General features: G+C 69.5%; 16 protein-coding genes and 1 pseudogene. 5 read left to right on the top strand and 12 right to left on the bottom strand.

Annotated features, from left to right (window positions below; translation table 11 throughout):
* Positions 1-99: 99 nt before the first annotated feature.
* Genes VGO10_RS19505 through wecB form a run of 3 tightly spaced genes read left to right on the top strand, consistent with a single transcriptional unit; the run spans position 100 to position 2,559 of the window.
* Positions 100-651, top strand: a complete 552-nt coding sequence (locus tag VGO10_RS19505; RefSeq protein WP_327471548.1) for an aminotransferase class IV — start codon at positions 100-102, stop codon at positions 649-651.
* 25 nt (positions 652-676) lie between these two features.
* A complete protein-coding gene (locus VGO10_RS19500) occupies positions 677-1,471 on the top strand; it encodes an aminotransferase class IV (protein WP_327471546.1) in 795 nt (264 codons plus the stop codon).
* Positions 1,472-1,479: 8 nt separating this feature from the next.
* Complete coding sequence (gene wecB, locus VGO10_RS19495; protein ID WP_327471544.1) at positions 1,480-2,559, top strand: non-hydrolyzing UDP-N-acetylglucosamine 2-epimerase; 1,080 nt, start codon at positions 1,480-1,482, stop codon at positions 2,557-2,559.
* Between the two features lie 98 nt (positions 2,560-2,657).
* Here the strand turns inward: wecB and VGO10_RS19490 are convergent, their stop codons facing one another.
* Positions 2,658-3,953: a nucleotide sugar dehydrogenase gene (locus VGO10_RS19490; RefSeq protein ID WP_327471541.1), complete on the bottom strand. Its 1,296-nt coding sequence runs from the start codon at positions 3,951-3,953 to the stop codon at positions 2,658-2,660.
* Positions 3,950-4,978, bottom strand: a complete 1,029-nt coding sequence (locus VGO10_RS19485; RefSeq protein ID WP_327471539.1) for a Gfo/Idh/MocA family oxidoreductase — start codon at positions 4,976-4,978, stop codon at positions 3,950-3,952. Before VGO10_RS19485 ends, VGO10_RS19490 begins: the two co-directional genes overlap by 4 nt.
* Positions 4,979-4,999: 21 nt before the next feature.
* On the opposite strand from VGO10_RS19485, the gene VGO10_RS19480 reads away from it, so the two are divergent.
* Complete coding sequence (locus VGO10_RS19480) at positions 5,000-5,704, top strand: acyltransferase (protein WP_327471537.1); 705 nt, start codon at positions 5,000-5,002, stop codon at positions 5,702-5,704.
* Positions 5,705-5,789: 85 nt separating this feature from the next.
* Here the strand turns inward: VGO10_RS19480 and VGO10_RS19475 are convergent, their stop codons facing one another.
* The 7 genes from VGO10_RS19475 to rpsF all read right to left on the bottom strand — a co-directional run bounded on the left by VGO10_RS19475 (position 5,790) and on the right by rpsF (position 12,918).
* Positions 5,790-7,121, bottom strand: coding sequence for an adenylosuccinate synthase (locus VGO10_RS19475; protein WP_327471535.1), 1,332 nt, complete (start codon positions 7,119-7,121; stop codon positions 5,790-5,792).
* Positions 7,122-7,175: 54 nt separating this feature from the next.
* Positions 7,176-9,833, bottom strand: a complete 2,658-nt coding sequence (gene dnaB / locus VGO10_RS19470) for a replicative DNA helicase (RefSeq protein WP_327471533.1) — start codon at positions 9,831-9,833, stop codon at positions 7,176-7,178.
* A gap of 152 nt (positions 9,834-9,985) precedes the next feature.
* Positions 9,986-10,435 (bottom strand): 50S ribosomal protein L9, encoded by a 450-nt coding sequence (rplI, locus tag VGO10_RS19465; protein ID WP_327471531.1) that lies wholly within the window; start codon positions 10,433-10,435, stop codon positions 9,986-9,988.
* 4 nt (positions 10,436-10,439) lie between these two features.
* A complete protein-coding gene (gene rpsR, locus VGO10_RS19460; protein WP_327471529.1) occupies positions 10,440-10,772 on the bottom strand; it encodes a 30S ribosomal protein S18 in 333 nt (110 codons plus the stop codon).
* Positions 10,773-10,918: 146 nt separating this feature from the next.
* Positions 10,919-11,638: a pentapeptide repeat-containing protein gene (locus tag VGO10_RS19455; protein WP_327471527.1), complete on the bottom strand. Its 720-nt coding sequence runs from the start codon at positions 11,636-11,638 to the stop codon at positions 10,919-10,921.
* Positions 11,639-11,810: 172 nt separating this feature from the next.
* Complete coding sequence (locus VGO10_RS19450) at positions 11,811-12,299, bottom strand: single-stranded DNA-binding protein (RefSeq protein ID WP_327471525.1); 489 nt, start codon at positions 12,297-12,299, stop codon at positions 11,811-11,813.
* Between the two features lie 226 nt (positions 12,300-12,525).
* Entirely contained in the window at positions 12,526-12,918 is a 393-nt protein-coding gene (gene rpsF / locus VGO10_RS19445; RefSeq protein WP_327471523.1) for a 30S ribosomal protein S6, read from the bottom strand.
* A 98-nt stretch (positions 12,919-13,016) separates the two neighbouring features.
* Between rpsF and VGO10_RS21775 the strand changes: the two genes are divergently transcribed.
* Positions 13,017-13,439, top strand: a complete 423-nt coding sequence (locus VGO10_RS21775) for a hypothetical protein (protein WP_349258969.1) — start codon at positions 13,017-13,019, stop codon at positions 13,437-13,439.
* 10 nt (positions 13,440-13,449) lie between these two features.
* Here VGO10_RS21775 and VGO10_RS19440 read toward each other — a convergent pair.
* The 3 genes and pseudogenes from VGO10_RS19440 to VGO10_RS19430 form a co-directional block, all read right to left on the bottom strand.
* Positions 13,450-13,852: pseudogene (locus VGO10_RS19440) on the bottom strand (YybH family protein).
* A gap of 51 nt (positions 13,853-13,903) precedes the next feature.
* Positions 13,904-15,367, bottom strand: coding sequence for a trehalose-6-phosphate synthase (locus VGO10_RS19435; RefSeq protein ID WP_327471519.1), 1,464 nt, complete (start codon positions 15,365-15,367; stop codon positions 13,904-13,906).
* Positions 15,364-16,632 carry a glycosyltransferase gene (locus VGO10_RS19430; RefSeq protein WP_327471517.1) on the bottom strand — a complete coding sequence of 423 codons (1,269 nt, stop codon included), beginning with the start codon at positions 16,630-16,632 and terminating at the stop codon, positions 15,364-15,366. Before VGO10_RS19430 ends, VGO10_RS19435 begins: the two co-directional genes overlap by 4 nt.
* Positions 16,633-16,638 lie beyond the last annotated feature (6 nt).

Below are 16,638 nucleotides of genomic sequence, written 5' to 3'. Positions count from 1 at the left end.
GAGGCCGCGTCCGGTGGAGGCACGCTCGCGCGCCTCACGCTGCCGTCGGTGCCGGTCGAGGCGCTGACCACCTGAACGGGCCATCGGCAAGAATGGGGTATGGCCCTCACCGCACTCGCCATCGTTGACGGAACGGTCCTGCCCGCTGACGAGGCGACGATCGGCGTCACCGACCTCGGGCTGTTGCGGGGCGACGGCGTCTTCGAGGTGATCTCGGTCTACGAAGGCCGCCTCTTCGCCATGGAGGACCACCTGCGCCGGATGGCCAACTCGGCCCAGAACCTGCGGTTGGAGATCGACCTCGGTGCTGTGCAGGCCGACATCGACGCGCTGCTGGCCGAGGCAGGCCCGGTCACCGGCGCGATCCGCTTCTTCATCACCCGCGGTGGCCGCCGCGTCGGGCTCGTCGAGGCGGTGCCTGCCGAACGCGAGCCGCTGACCCTCGCGTCGATCACCTATGCGCCGCCGCGGATCCTCGACGGCGTCAAGTCGCTCAGCTACGCGGGGAACATGCTCGCGACGCGGCTGGCGATCGTGCGCCAGGTCGCCGAGGCCCATGGCGGCTCGGTGGCGCTGGAGGCCGCGCCCGGCGGCGGGACGCTCGCGCGCCTCACGCTGCCGTCGGTCCCGGTCGAGGCGCTGACCACCTAAACGGGCCATCGGCAAGAATGGGGGTATGGCCCTCACCGCGCTCGCCATCCTAGACGGCAAGGTCCTGCCTGCCGACGAGGCGACGATCGGGGTCACCGACCTCGGGCTGCTGCGAGGCGACGGCGTCTTCGAGGTGATCTCGATCTACGAGGGCCGCCTCTTCGCCATGGAGGACCACCTGCGCCGGATGGCCAACTCGGCCCAGAACCTGCGGCTGGAGATCGACCTCGGCGCCGTGCAGGCCGACATCGACGCGCTGCTCGCCGAAGCGGGCCCGGTCACCGGCGCGATCCGCTTCTTCGTCACCCGCGGCGGCCGCCGCGTCGGGCTGGTCGAGGCGGTGCCGGCCGAGCGCGAGCCGCTGATCCTCGCCACCATCACTTACGCGCCGCCACGGATCATGGACGGCGTGAAGTCGCTCAGCTATGCGGGCAACATGCTCGCGACCCGGCTGGCGGCCGAGAAGGGCGCCACCGAGGCGCTGCTCGTCACGCCGCACGGCCGCGTGCTGGAGGGCCCAACCTCCTCGTTCTTCGTGTCCTTGGACGGCGAGACGCTCGTGACGCCGCCGCTCAGCGACCACGTGCTGGACTCGATCACGCGCCGGCGCCTGCTGGCGATGCTGCCTCACGCGCGCGAGGAGGTCGTCACGCGCGAAGAGCTGCACGGGGCGCGCGAGGCGTTCCTGGCCTCCACCACGCGTGAGGTCCAACCGATCGCCCGGATCGACGAGGACGATCTCCCACTCGTTCCAGGTCCGCTCACCCAAGCTGCGGCAGAAGCGTTCGCCGCCCACATCCGCGACGCTCTCGAGGCTTGAAGTCCAACATGAAGATCATCACCGTCATCGGCAACCGGCCACAGTTCGTCAAGGCCGCCGCCGTCTCCCGCCTGCTGCGCGAGCACCACGATGAGCTGCTGGTGCACACCGGCCAGCACCACGACGACGAGCTCAGCGCCATCTTCTTCGAAGAGCTGCAGGTGCCCCGGCCGGAGGTCCAGCTGCACATCGCCGGCGGGAGCAACACCGAGCAGACCGCGCGGATGCTCGCCGAGATCGGACCGCTGCTGGCAACCGAGAAGCCCGACGTCGTGCTCGTCTACGGTGACACGAACTCGACGGTCGCCGGCGGGCTGGCGGCGGCGCAGGCCAACATCCCGGTCGTCCACGTCGAGGCGGGCATGCGCTCGTTCGATCGCCGGATGCCCGAAGAGCTCAACCGGGTGCTGACCGATCACCTCTCCGAGCTGTTGTTGGTGCCCTCGGAGACCGCGGAGCAGAACCTGGCGCGCGAGTCGGTTGCCGGCCGGGTGGTCAACGTCGGCGATGTGATGGTGGATGTGTCGATGATGTTCCAGCCGCGCGCGAAGGCTGATCTCAAGCCGCTGCGCGACGTGGGTGTGACGCCGGGCGAGTACATCATCGCTACCTCGCACCGTGCCGGGAACGTGGACGTACCCGAAAGACTGCGGAAGTTGGTGGACTTGCTGCTGGCGTTAGAAGAGCCTGTGGTCCTGCCGCTGCACCCGCGCACGGGCGCGCGCCTGGACGCCGCCGGCTGGCTCGACGAGCTGCAATCCGCCGAGCACGTGCGGCTTGCGCCGCCGCTGGGCTACATGGCCTTCACGTCGCTGCTGACCAACGCGCGCCGCGTGCTGACCGATTCGGGCGGCGTGCAGAAGGAGGCCTACTTCGCCGGCGTGCCGTGCGTGACGATGCGCGACACGACCGAGTGGGTCGAGACGGTCGACACGGGCTGGAACGTCTTGGTCGACCTCGACCTGCACTCGGCGCTGACCGCGCTCGGCGAGGATCCGCCGGCCGAGCATCCGGAGCTGTATGGGGACGGGCGCGCGGGCGAGCGCGTCGTCGCCGCGATCGACGAGCACGCTGCTGGCTCCGCATAACCCCCGGGGGGTCCGACCCCTATTCGCACGGCAACTGCGAATAGGGGTCAGACCCTCAATGTGAACTCAACAAAGAATGAGGTCGTTGGGCCTGACGCTCAGGAGCGGGGCGCGAGCGACGATCCGGGGTCCTGCGCGGAGCCCTCCGGCCGGCCGATGCGGCGGACCGGGATGCCGGGGAAGTTGGTGGCGTCGAGGATTCCGCGGCCGTCGACGATCGCGGTGACGCCGGGAAGGTCGCCGGCGGCGAGTGTCGCGTACTCGCCGTGGTCGGCCTGGACGACGGCGGCGTCGATCGCGCTCGTGCCGTCCCAGGGCGTGAAGCCGTGGCCGCGGAGCTCGCCGGCGTCGAAGAGCGGGTCGGCGGCCAGGACGGTGGCGCCGCGTCCTTCGAGCGCGTCGCGCAGCACGAACGCTCCGCTGAACGCCGTCTCCTTCACGCCACCCCGGTAGGCGATGCCGAGGATCAGCACGCGCTTGCCGTCGACCTCGCCGAGCAGATCCGCCGCATACGCCGGCATCCGCTCGTTGATCTCCCGCGCGGCCAGCGGCAGGCGCGCGTCGGCGTCGCCGGCCAGCAGGAAGCGCGGGTAGACCGGGATGCAGTGGCCGCCGACCGCGATGCCCGGACGGTGGACATGCGAGTAGGGCTGGGAGTTGGCCGCGTCGATGACCGAGAGCACGTCGATGCCGAGCGTGTCGGCGTAGCGCGCCAACTCGTTGGCGAAGGCGATGTTGATGTCGCGGTAGGTCGTCTCGGCGAGCTTGCTCAGCTCAGCCGCCTCGGCGCTGCCCAGCCCGCGGACCTCCGCGTCCAGGAACGAGGCGTACAACGCGATCCCGCGGGCCTCGCCGGCGGGTGACAGGCCGCCAACCAACTTGGGGTACTTGTCGAGGTCGGCGATCGCGCGTCCGCTGAAGATCCGCTCGGGCGAGAAGACCACGTGGAAGTCGGTGCCCTCGCGCAGGCCCGATGCGGCCTCCAGCGCGGGGACGACGCGGCCCCGGGTCGTACCCACCGGCACCGTCGTCTCGACGGAAACCGTGGTCCCGGCCTTCAGCCCCCGGCCGATGTCGCCCACGACCGCGTCGAGGACGCCCCAGTCAGGACGGGCACTCGCGTCGACGACCAGCGGCGGGACCGCGACGACCAGGTCCGGGCCCTCGGCCACGGCGGCCGCCGTGTCGGTCACCGCGCGCAGGCGACCGTCGGCGCCTGTCGCCGCCAGCGCCTCCGGCAGCCCAGCCTCATTGGGAAACGGGGCTTGCCCGGCGTTGACGAGCTCCACCACCCGCGGATCGATGTCGACACCGACCACCTCGTGCCCGGCCAGCGCGATCCGCGCCGCCAGCGGCAATCCCACCTTGCCAAGAGCAACAACAACGGCCTTCATGAAGGGCTCGGCTCCAGCGCCACCGTCTCACCCGACGCCGCGCTGGCTAGCACCGCCTCGGCGACGGCGACGGTCTCCAGCCCCTCCTCGAGCGTCACGACCGCGGCGCCATCCTCGCCACGCAGCAGCGCGCAGAACTCCTCCAGCTCGACGGCCAGGGGCTCGCGGCGCTCCAGCGCATAGCGCGTCATGTCGCCCTCGGCGACACCGCGCAGGGCCTGCATCGCCGGCCAGCCCTGCGTCGTCACATGCGCGTTGGCGTAGAACGACAGGTCGGCACGCAACGTGTCGGCGACGAGCATCCCGCGCTCGCCCAGCACGCGCGTGCGGCGCACCTTGGTCGGCGTGAGCCAGTCGACAGTGGAGTTGAACGCGCGCCCGTTCTCCAGCCGGCCGGTCACCAACACGAGGTCCTCATGTTGGCGGCCCATGCGGTGCTGGGTTTGCGCGGCGACGCGCTCGATCGGCGCGCCGCCGAGCCAGCGGACGAGGTCGAGGTCGTGCGTGGCGAGATCTTTGACGACGCCGACATCGCGCACGCGATCCGGGAACGGTCCCACGCGCTCGGTGGCGATGACGAACAGGTCGCCGAGCAGGCCCTCCTGCACACGGGCGCGCAGGGCACGCAGGGCCGGGTTGCAACGCTCGACATGGCCGACCGCCCCCCGGACGCCCGCGTCGCGCACGACGCCGATCAACTCGCGGGCATCGTCGGCCGTCGCTGCCAGCGGCTTCTCGACGAGCACGTGCACCCCCGCGCCGGCCAGCTCGCGCACGGCGCGCAGATGATCCTCGGTCGGCACCGCGATCACCGCGAAGTCGGGCGGGCCGTCCGGCGCGGCCAGCAGCTCGTCCACGGTCGCGAAGACCAGCGCGCCATCGCTGACCGCCCCGAAGCGATCTCCGCCCGGATCGACGGCACCGGCGAAGCGCATGGCGGGGTTGGACTGGAGGATGCGGGCGTGGTGGCGGCCCATCATCCCGAGGCCGAGCACCGCGCCGCGCAACAGGTCATGGCTTCCCACGGCCCGACTAGGGTATCCGCCATGGCCGCGACCGACGCCCCCGGGCTCTTTCTGCATCCCGACGCCCAGATCGGCGCCGACGTGACCTTCGGCGCCAACGTCGTCGTCCACGCCGGCGTCGTGCTCGGCGACGGCGTCAGCGTGCAGGACGGCGCGATCCTCGGCAAACCCGTGGTGCTCGGGCCGAAGTCCACCGCCTCGCGCGATGCGCCACCACCGCTGCGCATCGGCGCTGGCGCCCGGATCTGCGCTGGCGCGATCCTGCTCGCCGGTGCCGAGATCGGCGAGCGCGCGATCATCGGCGATCAGGCCTACGTGCGCGAGCGCTCGCGGGTCGGCGCCGGCTCGATCGTCGGTCAGGGCTCGACGGTCGACAACGACACGATCGTCGGCGATCGCGTGCGCATCCAGTCCCGCGTCTACATCACGGCCTACATGGTCATCGAGGACGACGTCTTCGTCGGCCCTGGCGCGGTGATGACCAACGATGACGCGATGGGCCGCCACCCCAAGGGCGAGCCGCTGGCCGGGCCGACGTTGCGGCGCGCCTGCCGCGTGGGCGGCGGCGCGACGCTGACGCCGGGTGTCGAGATCGGCGAGGAGGCGTTCGTCGCCGCCGGCGCCGTCGTCACCAACAACGTGCCACCGCGCGCGTTGGTCATGGGCGTTCCGGCGCGCGTCGTGCGCCAGGTGACCGACGCCGAACTCGTGGAGAACTGGCGCTAGGCGAAGCCTCGCCTGGCGGCTCGGTTCGCGGCGCGAACTCGCCCAAAGGCTCGCTCGCGCGGCGGTCGGCGGTTCTTGCGCCGGGTTACGCCGCTTCGGTGGCGCGCATGGCGTCGGCGGCCAGCGCCGAGTCCTTCGCCGCCTCGGTCCAGATGATCTGCTCGCGGCCCGGGCCGACGCCGACCAGCACGACCGGCACGCCGACCGCCTCCTCGAGGTAGGCGAGGTAGTCCCGCGCGTTCTGCGGCAGCTCGTCGTAGGAGCGGATGTCGCTGAGGTCCTCTGACCAGCCGGGCAGCTCGGTGTAAACGCCCTCGGCGTGATGCAGCACCGACTGGTGATAGGGGAACGTGTCGGTGATGAAGTCCTCGTCACGGGTGCCGCGGTACTGGGTGCAGACCTTCAGCGTGTCGAAACCCGACAGCACATCGAGCTTTGTCACTGCCAATGCGCTCAGCGAGTTGAGGCGCGCGGCGTAGCGCAGCGCGACGACGTCGAGCCAGCCGGTGCGGCGGGCGCGCCCGGTGGTGGTGCCGAACTCGCCGCCCTTCTGGCGGATCTCCTCGCCGGTGTCGTCGTGCAGCTCGGACGGGAACGGCCCGGCGCCGACGCGCGTGGCGTAGGCCTTCGTGACGCCCCAGACCTCGGCGATGTCGCGCGGCCCGACGCCCGAGCCCGTCGTCGCGGCGCCCGCGACCGGGTTGGACGAGGTCACGAATGGATAGGTGCCGTGGTCGATGTCCAGGAGCGCGCCCTGGGCGCCCTCGAAGAGGATGTGCTTGTTGTCGTCCAACGCGCGCCAGGCCAGCGCGCTCGTGTCGGCGATGTGCTGCTCGAGGCGGTGGCCGAAGGTCAGGTACTGCTCGGTCATCGTCTGCAGGTCGATCTCGCGCGCGAAGGGGCGCAGTTGCTGGCGCTTGGGCTCCAACGCCGCGGCGATCTTCTTCTTGAGGATCTGCTCGTCGAGCATGTCCTGGACGCGGATGCCGAGGCGCGCGGCCTTGTCGGAGTAGGCCGGGCCGATGCCGCGCTTGGTCGTGCCAATGAGGTTCTTGCCCAGCTTCTGCTCGCCCTCGACGTCAAGGAGCAGGTGGTAGGGCATGATCAGGTGGGCGTTGGCGCTGAGCTTGAGGCCGCTGACGTCGACGCCGCGGGCGCGCAGGTCGTCGATCTCGGTGCAGAGGACGGCAGGGTCCACGACGACGCCGTTGCCGATCACGCACGTGCGGCCGGGATAGAGGATGCCCGACGGGATGAGGTGGAACTTCCACGTCTCACCCGCGTGGATGATCGTGTGGCCCGCGTTGTTGCCACCCTGAAAGCGGATGACGACATCTGCGTGCTCGGCCAGGAGGTCGATGACCTTGCCCTTGCCTTCATCGCCCCACTGGGCGCCGACGATCACGGTTCCTGGCATTTCTTTTGGAAGTGTAGGGAAGAGAGAGCCGCCCACCGGCTCCCGCCGGGTCGCCTACGCGGCGCGCTGAAGGCCCAGGAAGCGCGGGTACTCGCCCTGGAAGGTCAACGGCACGTCGCCCAGGCCGCCGTTGCGGTGCTTGGCGACGATTAGGTCGGCCTCGCCCGGACGGTCGGTGTTCTCGTTGTAGTACTCGTCGCGGTAGATGAACATGACGAGGTCGGCGTCCTGCTCGATCTGACCGGACTCGCGCAGGTCGGAGAGCATCGGCCGCTTGTCGGTCCGCGACTCGACGCCGCGGGAGAGCTGTGACAGCGCGATGACCGGGACCTCGAGCTCGCGCGCGAGGATCTTCAAGCCGCGGGAGATCTCACCGATCGCCTGCACGCGGTTGTCGGTCCGGGCGTCGGTGCGCAGCAGCTGGAGATAGTCGACGATGATCATCCCCAGCCCGCCGTACTCCGACATCGTCTGCTGGTGCAGCCGCCGCGCCTTCGCGCGGACCTCGAGGATGCCGATGTCTGACGAGTCATCGACGTAGAGCGGTGACTTGTCGTAGCGCGCCGCGGTCTCCAGCACGCGCTTCCACTTGCGCTCGTCCTTCAGGCGACCCTTGCGCAAGTCATCGCCCTTGATCGAGGCCTGCGACGCGATGAAGCGCTGGGCGAGCTCGGACTCCGACATCTCCAGGCTGAAGAGGGCGACGGGACGGGGTCTGTCCGGGTGCAGTGCCACGTTCTCGGCGAAGTTGGTGACGAGCGCGCTGTTGTGGACCACGATGTCGTTGGCGACGAAGTTGTGGTCGCCGGGGACCTCGAGGTCGTAGGTCTCCTGATCGCCAATCGGCTCGATCGACGCGATCTCGTCCCACCAGACGTCGGCCTCGGCGAGCTGCTGCAGGTGAGGTGCGTCGAGCACTTCAGCGAGTTGCGCCATCCGCGGGCGGGAGAGGCCACGGGTGCCGACGTGCCAATTGTGGTTGTCGGGATAGCCGGCCGCTGCGCTGACCGTTCGCCACGACCGCTCACCCTTGGCCGCGGTGACGAGTTGCCAGCCCTCCGGCGGGATCGTGTCGACGTTCGTCTTCGCCCGCACCGTCGCAAGGCCGTCGAGCAGCCGCACACGTGCGGCGGTCTTGCCGACGACGGGCACCTCGTCGAGGAAGCGGCGCAGATCCTCCTGGCCGGTGACCAGCACCTCCCAGGCGGTCTTCTCGGTGCCCTCATAGACTGGGCGCGGCAGCTTGCGGATCTTGGCCACGATGCCGAGCCGCAGCAGCAGGTGCTGGACGTCGTCGGCGAGCCGCCGACTGATGGTGGTGTACCCGACCTGGCGCAGGCGCTCGGCGTAGATGTGCCCGTCGCAGGCGTAGAGGACGCTGAGGAAGCGGGCGATGCGGTCGTTGTCGAGGCCGAAGATGGCGTCGGGGACGAACTTGTGCTCGGAGCGCTTGCCCCAGAGGCCATTGGCCTTCAACAATTCGGTGACGACGTTCGTGCCGGTCGTTCCCGGTCGGCGCAGATGTGCAGAATCTCCGCGCTTGGTCAACGAGTACCACGCACCGATCTGCTCGGTCGCGTACTCCGCGGTGTCAGCAATCGGCGAGTCCGGGCCGAAGCAGAACCGTGGCGTGCCCTGGATAATGTTGCCATCGGCGATCAGCGCTGCCAGCAGCACGATCTCGCAGTCCGGCATCGTCTGCTGGAGCCCAGCTCGCGGGAGGTTGCGCGGGACCGCGATCCGATCACCCGAGCTGAGCTCGTCGAGCTGGCGCCAGCCGCGCACGGTCAGCAGCGGATGGTTGGCTGTGGCCTCGATGTGACGCCCGAGCTTCGTGGTGAGGCGGAACAGCGGCTTGACGCCGCTGCGCATCGACGCCGACACGCGCGAGGTTCGCAGCTTGAAATCCGGGCCCAATGACGCGACGAAGCACTCGGAGCCCATCTCGACATCCCGGACGACCTCATCGAGCCTGCGGCGGTACCCACGCTCAGGATCGTAAACTAATGTAGATCCCCCACAGCATTTCCCCATCGACGGCCGGGCAGCCACGATGATCATGTTCCCCGGCTGGAAGCCGCCCGTCATTTCATCGAGCTCGTGGAAGCCCGACGGCGTGCCGGTCATCGACTTGCCCTCGGTGGAGAGCTCGTGCCAGCGGTCGAGCTCCTCGTGGAGGACCTCGCCGACCTTGCGGAAGTCCTTCTGGCGGTCGTCGCGGCCGACCTCGAGCATGGCCTTTTCGGCCTGCTCGACGATGTCGCGGGGGAGGCCCTCGTGGTTGTGGACCGAGGATTGGATCTCGTAGGTCGCCGTCAGCAGCTTGCGCAGCAGCGACATCTCCCGGACGATCGAGCCGTAGCGGCGCAGGTTGCCGACGGCGGGGACCGCGGCGGTGAGCGCGTCGATCTCCGCGGGGCCGCCGGCGTTCTCCAGCGCGCCGCGGGCGCGGAGGTGCTCGGTGACCGTGACGACGTCGATGGGCTCTGACTCGTTGTAGAGATCGAGCATCGACTGGTAGATGACCTGGTGGCGCTCGCGGTAGAAGTCCTCCGGCCGCAGGCCCTCCTCGATCACGTACGCGTAGTGGACCTTGTCGGACAGCAGGACGGCGCCGAGCACGGACTGCTCGGCCTCCAGCGAGTGCGGCGGCGCCAGGGCCGCCTGGCTCATGGAGGAGGGTGCTTCCTGCTCGTACTCGTAGGTGCTCACGGAGCCCACGAACGTAGCGCGCGAAGAGGACGCCGACACGCGCAGTGCCCGGAAATTCCGCGCCTTCTTCGCAACAGGAGGCGCACGGCTCTGCAACGAGAAACGGCGCCCCGGAGGGCGCCGTCTCAGAAGTGCTGCGGTGAGGTCCGGGCCTAGGCCTCGGAGACCATCACCTTGACGGTCGCGGTGACGCCATCGGAGAGCTCGAGGACGACCTGGTAGGTGCCCACGTTCTTGATGGGGTCGTCGAGGTGGATCTTGCGGCGGTCCACGTCGATGCCGCGGGCCTCCTTGATCGCCTCGGCGATGTCCTGCGTCGTGACCGAGCCGAACAGGCGGCCGTCTTCGCCGGCCTGCTGGGAGATCGTCAGGACCGTCTTGTTGAGCTGCTCGGCGTAGTCCTGGGCCTGTGTGATGCGCCCGGCGGTCGCCTTGTTGTAGGCGTCCTGGGTGCGCGTGGCCTCGCGGAGGAGGCCCTTGGTCGCCGGGGCGGCGAGCTTGCGCGGGATCAGGAAGTTGCGGAGGTAGCCCTTGGAGACGTCGACGACGGCTCCGCGGGAGCCGATGCCGTCGACGTCCTTGAGCAGGATGGCCTCGGGCATGGAGCTACTCGCGCTCCCGATCACGGTCACGGCCGCGACGGCCGCCGACGCTCTCGGATGCGGGCTCGGCTGCGTAGGGCAGCAGGGCAAGCTCTCGCGCGCGCTTGACGGCGGTCGCGATCTGGCTCTGGTGCCGGCGGCATGCGCCCGTGATGCGGCGCGAGCGGATCTTGCCGCGCTCGGACACGAAGCGACGGAGGTCGCCCACGTTCTTGTAGTCGACCTGCTCGATCTTGTCCTTGCAGTACGGACAAGGCTTGCGGCGCCCGGTGCCGGGGCCACCCTTCTTGTCCCTGCGACGAGCAGGCTTCGTTGCGGTTTTGCGCTGCTTGGCCACGGAGTGGAAGTCCTCTTTGGTGCGATGAAGTCTGGACGTGCGGACGCGCGCCAAGCGCGGCGCGCGAACCCACAGTGTGACACGTGCGCGACGGCACCGGCCTTCCGGCCTCTAGCGGACGGCTCGGATGGACCGGTTTGCGCTGGTTACGCGTGATCTTCTGGGTCGACCGCGACGCTGATCCCGAGCGCCGCGGCGAAGGCCTGGGCCTGGTCGACGATGTCGGGAAACGGCATCGCGGTGCCCTTGAGGTCGCTGATGGCGCGCAGGCCCTCGAGACGGCAGTCGTGCAGTTGCACGCGCTGGTGGCGGCTCTGGCCGAAGGTCGCGCGGCGCAGGTCGCAGGACTCGAACCGGACGTCGCGCAGTTGGGCCTGGTCCAGCGAGGCCTCCTGGAGGTCGCAGCCGCGGAAGACGACGCGGTCGAGGCGGGCGAGGCTGAGCACGGCGAAGTCCAGGCGGCAGTCGGTCAGCGTGAGGTCGATCAGCGTCGTCTCGATCAGCTGTGCGCCGGTCATGCGGCAGTTGGCGATGGTCAGCCGGCTGAGATGCGCGCCCTGGAGGTCGATGTTGGCGAGGTCGGCGCCGGTGAGTTGGGCGTCGTGGAGATGGAGGTCGTGGAGCTTGGCGCCGGCGAGCGATCCACGGATTCGCGCGTCCTCGATCGTGGTGCCGCGCGCGTCGGTGCCGGTTGGCAGGGCGCCGGTCAGCTCGACGTGCTCAATGCGGGCTTCGTCGGCGAGCTCGATCTCGTCCAGCCGGCGCGCCGGCAGTTCCTCCGCGATCGTCGGCACGCCCGGTGGCCGGGGCGTGGGGTCGTCGAAGGCGGCCGATGCGGGATGGCGGGAGCGACGGGCAGCGGGCACGAGCCGCATGCTGCCACGCGCGGGAAGGTGGGCCCGTTTGTGGACCGTAGGCGTCCGCAAACAGGCCCACCCCCGCTAGGTGCCGGGGGCCGGAACGCAACGAGCCCCCGGCGCGTGATGCGGCCGAGGGCTCGGAGGGTGCAGCGAAGGGCGCGGGGTTGCCCGCGCCGGGCTAGAACGGGATGTCGTCGTCGGCCGGGGTGCTGACGGGTGCGGAGACGGGCTGCGGCTGGGCTGCCGGGGGGCCGAAGTCGCTGGTATCCGTCGGGACGTCGGCGCGCGGCGTGAACCCGCCACCGCCACCGCCCGCGCCGTCCTCACGGCCGTTGAGGAACTGGACCGTGTCGGCGACGATCTCGACCTTGGAGCGGTTCTTGCCGGTGTCCTTGTCGGCCCACTCGCTCCACTCCAGGCGACCGTCGATCGCGACCGGACGGCCCTTGGCCAGGTAGCGCGCGCAGTTCTCGCCCTGCGCGCCCCAGACGGTCACGTCGAAGTAGTTGGGCTTGTCCTCCCAGTCACCCGTCGCGTTGTTCTTCTTGCGGGTGTTGACCGCGACCCGCAGCTTGCATACGGACATGCCGGACGGCAGTGAGCGCAGCTCGGGATCGAAGGTGAGGTTGCCGGTCAGGATGACCCGGTTGATGTTGGAGGCGGCCACAACGGGCTCCTTTCGGGGGCGAACTTGAAGTCTGCGGCGAGTCTAGGGGCAGGGTCTGACGGCATGGTCGGAAAGCCTGCAACCTGCGACCGAATCTCGGCGAAGTCGCGGTGATCGGCACGATCGCGGCACAAAGCGCCGCCGCCGAAGGGGCGGGTGGGTCCTAAAACGACAGCAGCGCCGCGGGAAGCGGCGCTGCGGAGGTCCTGCGACGAGCGAGGAGCGCTTACAGGCGCTCGACCGGAGCGGCGGCGGCCTCGGCGGCCACGACCTCCGGAGCGGGCTCGTTAGCGGCGCGAAGGTCCGGCACGGGACCCAGGCCGGCGCGCAGCTTGATCACGCGGAAGCGCACGACGCCGTCGGCGATGCGCAGGTAGCGATCCAGCGCGGCGGGGGTCTCGGGGCCACCCTGGAACTGCAGGAGGTGGTACTCCGCGTCGTTCTTGTGGCGGATCTCGAACGCGGTGCGGCGGACGCCCCAGTCGTGCTTGCTGACGATGGTGGCGCTGCTGCTCTCCAGGATGCGCTCGGCTTCGGCGAGCACCTTGGTGCGCTGCTCCTCCTCCGCGGCGGTGTCGAGCAGGAGCATCAGGTCGTAAGTGGGGTTCTGTGCAGGCATGAGAAAAGGGCCCCGAGGGCGACGGCCGACTATAGCGGCATCGGTCCGTTCGGCGACCGCTGGGGGGCGAACTTGCAGGTCGCTTGGCCTAAGAGGGCGTGACCTTCGATCTCCTGCATCGCATCCGCTGGACCAACGTCGCGCGCGCCGCAGCCGTGGCGCTCGCGCTGCTGCTGGCGCTTGCCTGGCCCCGCCTGCGCGCCCATCAGGATGCGCTGCCGCCGGCGGTCGAGCCGGCCGCCGCGATCCCGGCGAAGCCCATCGCAGCGGTGAAGGCGACGCGCGCAGTGCAACCCGCGCGCGTCGCGGGCGGCGAGGGGCCATCGGGAGCGACGGCTGCCCGGCCGGCCCGCAGCCGCGCAGCGCCAGAACGGCGAGCGAAGCAGCGGCGGGTGAAGCGCCAGCGCCACAACCGTCACCGCGCACCGCGATCTCTGCGCTTTCAGCCCCCGGCGGTCGTCGCATCGGCGGTCACGGCGCCAGCCGCCTCGGCCGCGCCGGCGACGGAGTTCCGGCCGTGACCTCGCACGCTCAGTCCGACGTATCGGCGAACGAGTGATGCTCGTGTGTGACGCGCCAGCGGCCTTCCCGCTTTGCGCAGCCCGATCGTCAGGCGCAAGCGGGCCTCCGGATGTGCGGCGAGCTGTTGCGGCGTCGCGCAGCGCAGCAGCCCGTGGGCGAACGCGACGCTCTCGCCCGCGGTGACCTCCAAGGTGACGATCTCGAACACCGCTCCCTGCGCCTGCCAGGCGAAGAAGCCGGGCCAGGTCTCGCGGGAGGCGTCGATGCCGCGAACGCCGTCGTGAGGCGGCGGAACATCGAACATCACGATGTCGGCGTCGTGGTCGGCCAGCGTGGCCTCCATGTCGCCACGGTGGACGGCCTCGGCCCATTGCAGGATCAGCGTCCGGATCTGCTGCTCGTCGTCGGGCATGTCGGTCAAGACCGGCCCCGGGTCACGAACTCATCGCCCGACCCCGCTGCGTCAGGCCTCCACGCCCGCCTTCTTGCGGATGTCGGCGATTTGATCGTCGATCCAGTCGCCTGGGTCGCGCGAGGTGATGATGTCCTTGAGGCCAGTGTGGCGGCGTTCGCGCTCGGCGTCAGACATCGTCAGCGCGGCGTGGATCGAGTCGGCGAGCTCTTGGATGTCGAAGGGGTTGACCGAGAGGGCGTACTCGCCGAGCTCTTCATGGGCGCCGGTGTTCTCCGAGAGGATCGAGACGCCGTGGCGCTCGTTGACCATCGGACCTTCCTTGGCGACCAGGTTCATCCCGTCGAACATGGCGTTGACCAACAGGACGTCGTAGTTCTTATAGGCCGCGACCGCCTCCTCGAGGTCGTCGCGCAGCTTGAGCTGGATCGGCATCCAGTCCGGCGTGCCATGGCGGTGGTTGACGACCGCGACGACGGCCTCGATGCGCTCCAGGTACTCCGCGTACTCGGGCACGTCGGTTCGCGACGGCATCAGCTGCGCGACGAACGTGACCTTCTCGCGAAACTCCGGATGCTGCTCGAGGAACAGGTCGAAGGCGGTGAAGCCGCGCAGCACGTTCTTAGACAGGTCGGCGCGGTCGACGCGCAGCACGATGTGCTCGCGGCGGCGGCGCAGCAACTCGGCCTCGAACTCCGCCACGCGCTCGGTCTGCGCGGTGCGCTGAATCGCCTTGGAGTCGATCGGCAGCGGGTAGGCGCGGACCCAGACCTCGCGGTCCTCGAACTGCACGACGCCGTTCTTGAAGTCGACCTCGAGGTCCATGAGGTCCTTGCAGCACTGGAGGAAGTTCCAGCGATACGAGCGCGTGTGGAACCCGATGATGTCGTTGGCCAGCAGGCCCTCGTAGATCTCGCGACGCACGCCGCGCGGCAGCACCCGCCAGGCGTCGGGCTGCGTCCACGGAATGTGCACGAAGTGGTGCAGGAACGCGTCGGGCCGAGCGCGCCGCACGAGCGCCGGCAGCGTGTAGAGGTGGTAGTCGTGGACCATCACGACCGGTTCCTCGACGCCGTCGATCTCCTCCACGACGGCACGCGCGAGATCCTCGTTGACCACGTTGTAGCCGAACTCGAAGGCCTCGATCTCGTGGCGTCGCACGTCCGGGGCGTTGGAGAGGTCCCAGAGGTAGTGCTGGATGAACCACAGCATCGGGTTGGCGAAGATGTTGTAGAAGCGGTCGTAGGCGTCGGGGTCGCTCTCGACCATCCGGACCTGGAACGTCCCCTCACCGGCCGTGTCGACCGCGAAGGACCGCCCGCCGGCCTCGGCGATGCGCTTGGCGTCGCCGTCGGTCAGCGCCGAGGCGATCCAGACGACCTCACGATGGACGGCCAGCCCGGTGAGCGCCGTGACCAGGCCGCCCGTGCCGCGCTTGAAGTCGCCGTCATCGTCGAACGTCACCGGCCCGCGGTTGGAGACCAGGATCAGTGGGCGCTGCGTGTCGTCGGTCATGCTGCTCCTTCGGCGGCAGAAGGCTCCGCGCCGACCCCCAGCAACTCGCTGAAGATCTCCAGATAATCGCGCAGGTAGCGCGGCGTCAGGAAGTGCTTGCGCACGTGCGCCTTGCCGCGCCGCCCCAGCGCCTTGCCGAGCGCCGGATCCTGCAGGATGTCCAGACAGCGCGCCGCGCACTGCTCGGGTGACTTCACCAGGTAGCCGCTGATGCCGTTCTCGACCTGCAGCGGGATGCCGCCCACGTCGCCGCCGATGAACGGCCGCGCCTTCCACAGCGCTTCGCTCACCGTCAGGCCGAAGCCCTCGCGGATGGACTTCTGGATCACGACGTCGGCCTGGGACTGAAAGGCGTTGACCTCGATCGAGCCGACGTTGTTGAAGTTGTTGAGGATGAAGATGTCCGGATCTCCGTCGGCATGGGCGACGGTCGCGTTGTAGAAGTCCCAGCCCTCGGGATCGTCGGAGGCCATCGACCCCACGAGCGCCAGCTGCACCTGCGGCAGCTCCTCCTTGACCAACCTATAGGCGTCGATGACGCCCAGCGGGTCCTTCCAGGGGTCAAACCGCGACACCTGGCAGATCAGCGGCCGGTCGACGTCGATCCCGAACTGCCCGCAGACGTACGCGGCATCGTCGGGCGACAGGGCCATGTTCTTCGGTGCGAGGGGGTCGATCGCCGGGGGCACGACGTTGACCTTCCCGTTCAGGCCCGCTGGTACGTACTGCTCCATGTGAAAGAGGGTCTGCGGGTAGTCGCGGATGTAGGGCAGCAGCCGCTCGATCGTCGCCGGGTTTGGCGTGGAGAGGTCGATGTGGCAGCGCCACACCCAGCCGCGGGACTTCTCCGGGACGAGCGTGTGGAGCGCGGCCGGCTGCGGGTCGTGCACGAGGCAGACGTCCCAGCCGTCGGGCAGCTCTTTGGCGTTCATCTCGTTGTAGGAGAGCCAGGTGTCCCACTGCTCGGAGGTCAGATCCTCCGGCGCGCCCTGCAGCGCGTTGTGCATCAACTTCGTTGCGTGGAAGAACTCCTCGCGCCCATAGATGATCTGCCACTCGACGTCGATGCCGACGTCCTTCATCAGCGGCACCAGCGTGTAGAGGATCTCCGCGACGCCGCCGCCGAACGCCGTGGCCGAGATGTGCGCCACCCGCGCGCCCTTCAGCGGTGCAGCGAGCTCCCGGATCTCAGCGATCTGCTCGCGACCGAAGATATGCGTGTAGTCGGCGAGGGTCTTGGACCCCAGGGTCACGGGCTGGAGCACGAGGCT

The sequence above is a fragment of the Baekduia sp. genome, from assembly GCF_035996765.1.
Classification (GTDB): Bacteria; Actinomycetota; Thermoleophilia; order Solirubrobacterales; family Solirubrobacteraceae; genus Baekduia.
Note: the sequence above shows the minus strand (reverse complement) of the source record. Positions and strands in the feature narration are given on the sequence as shown.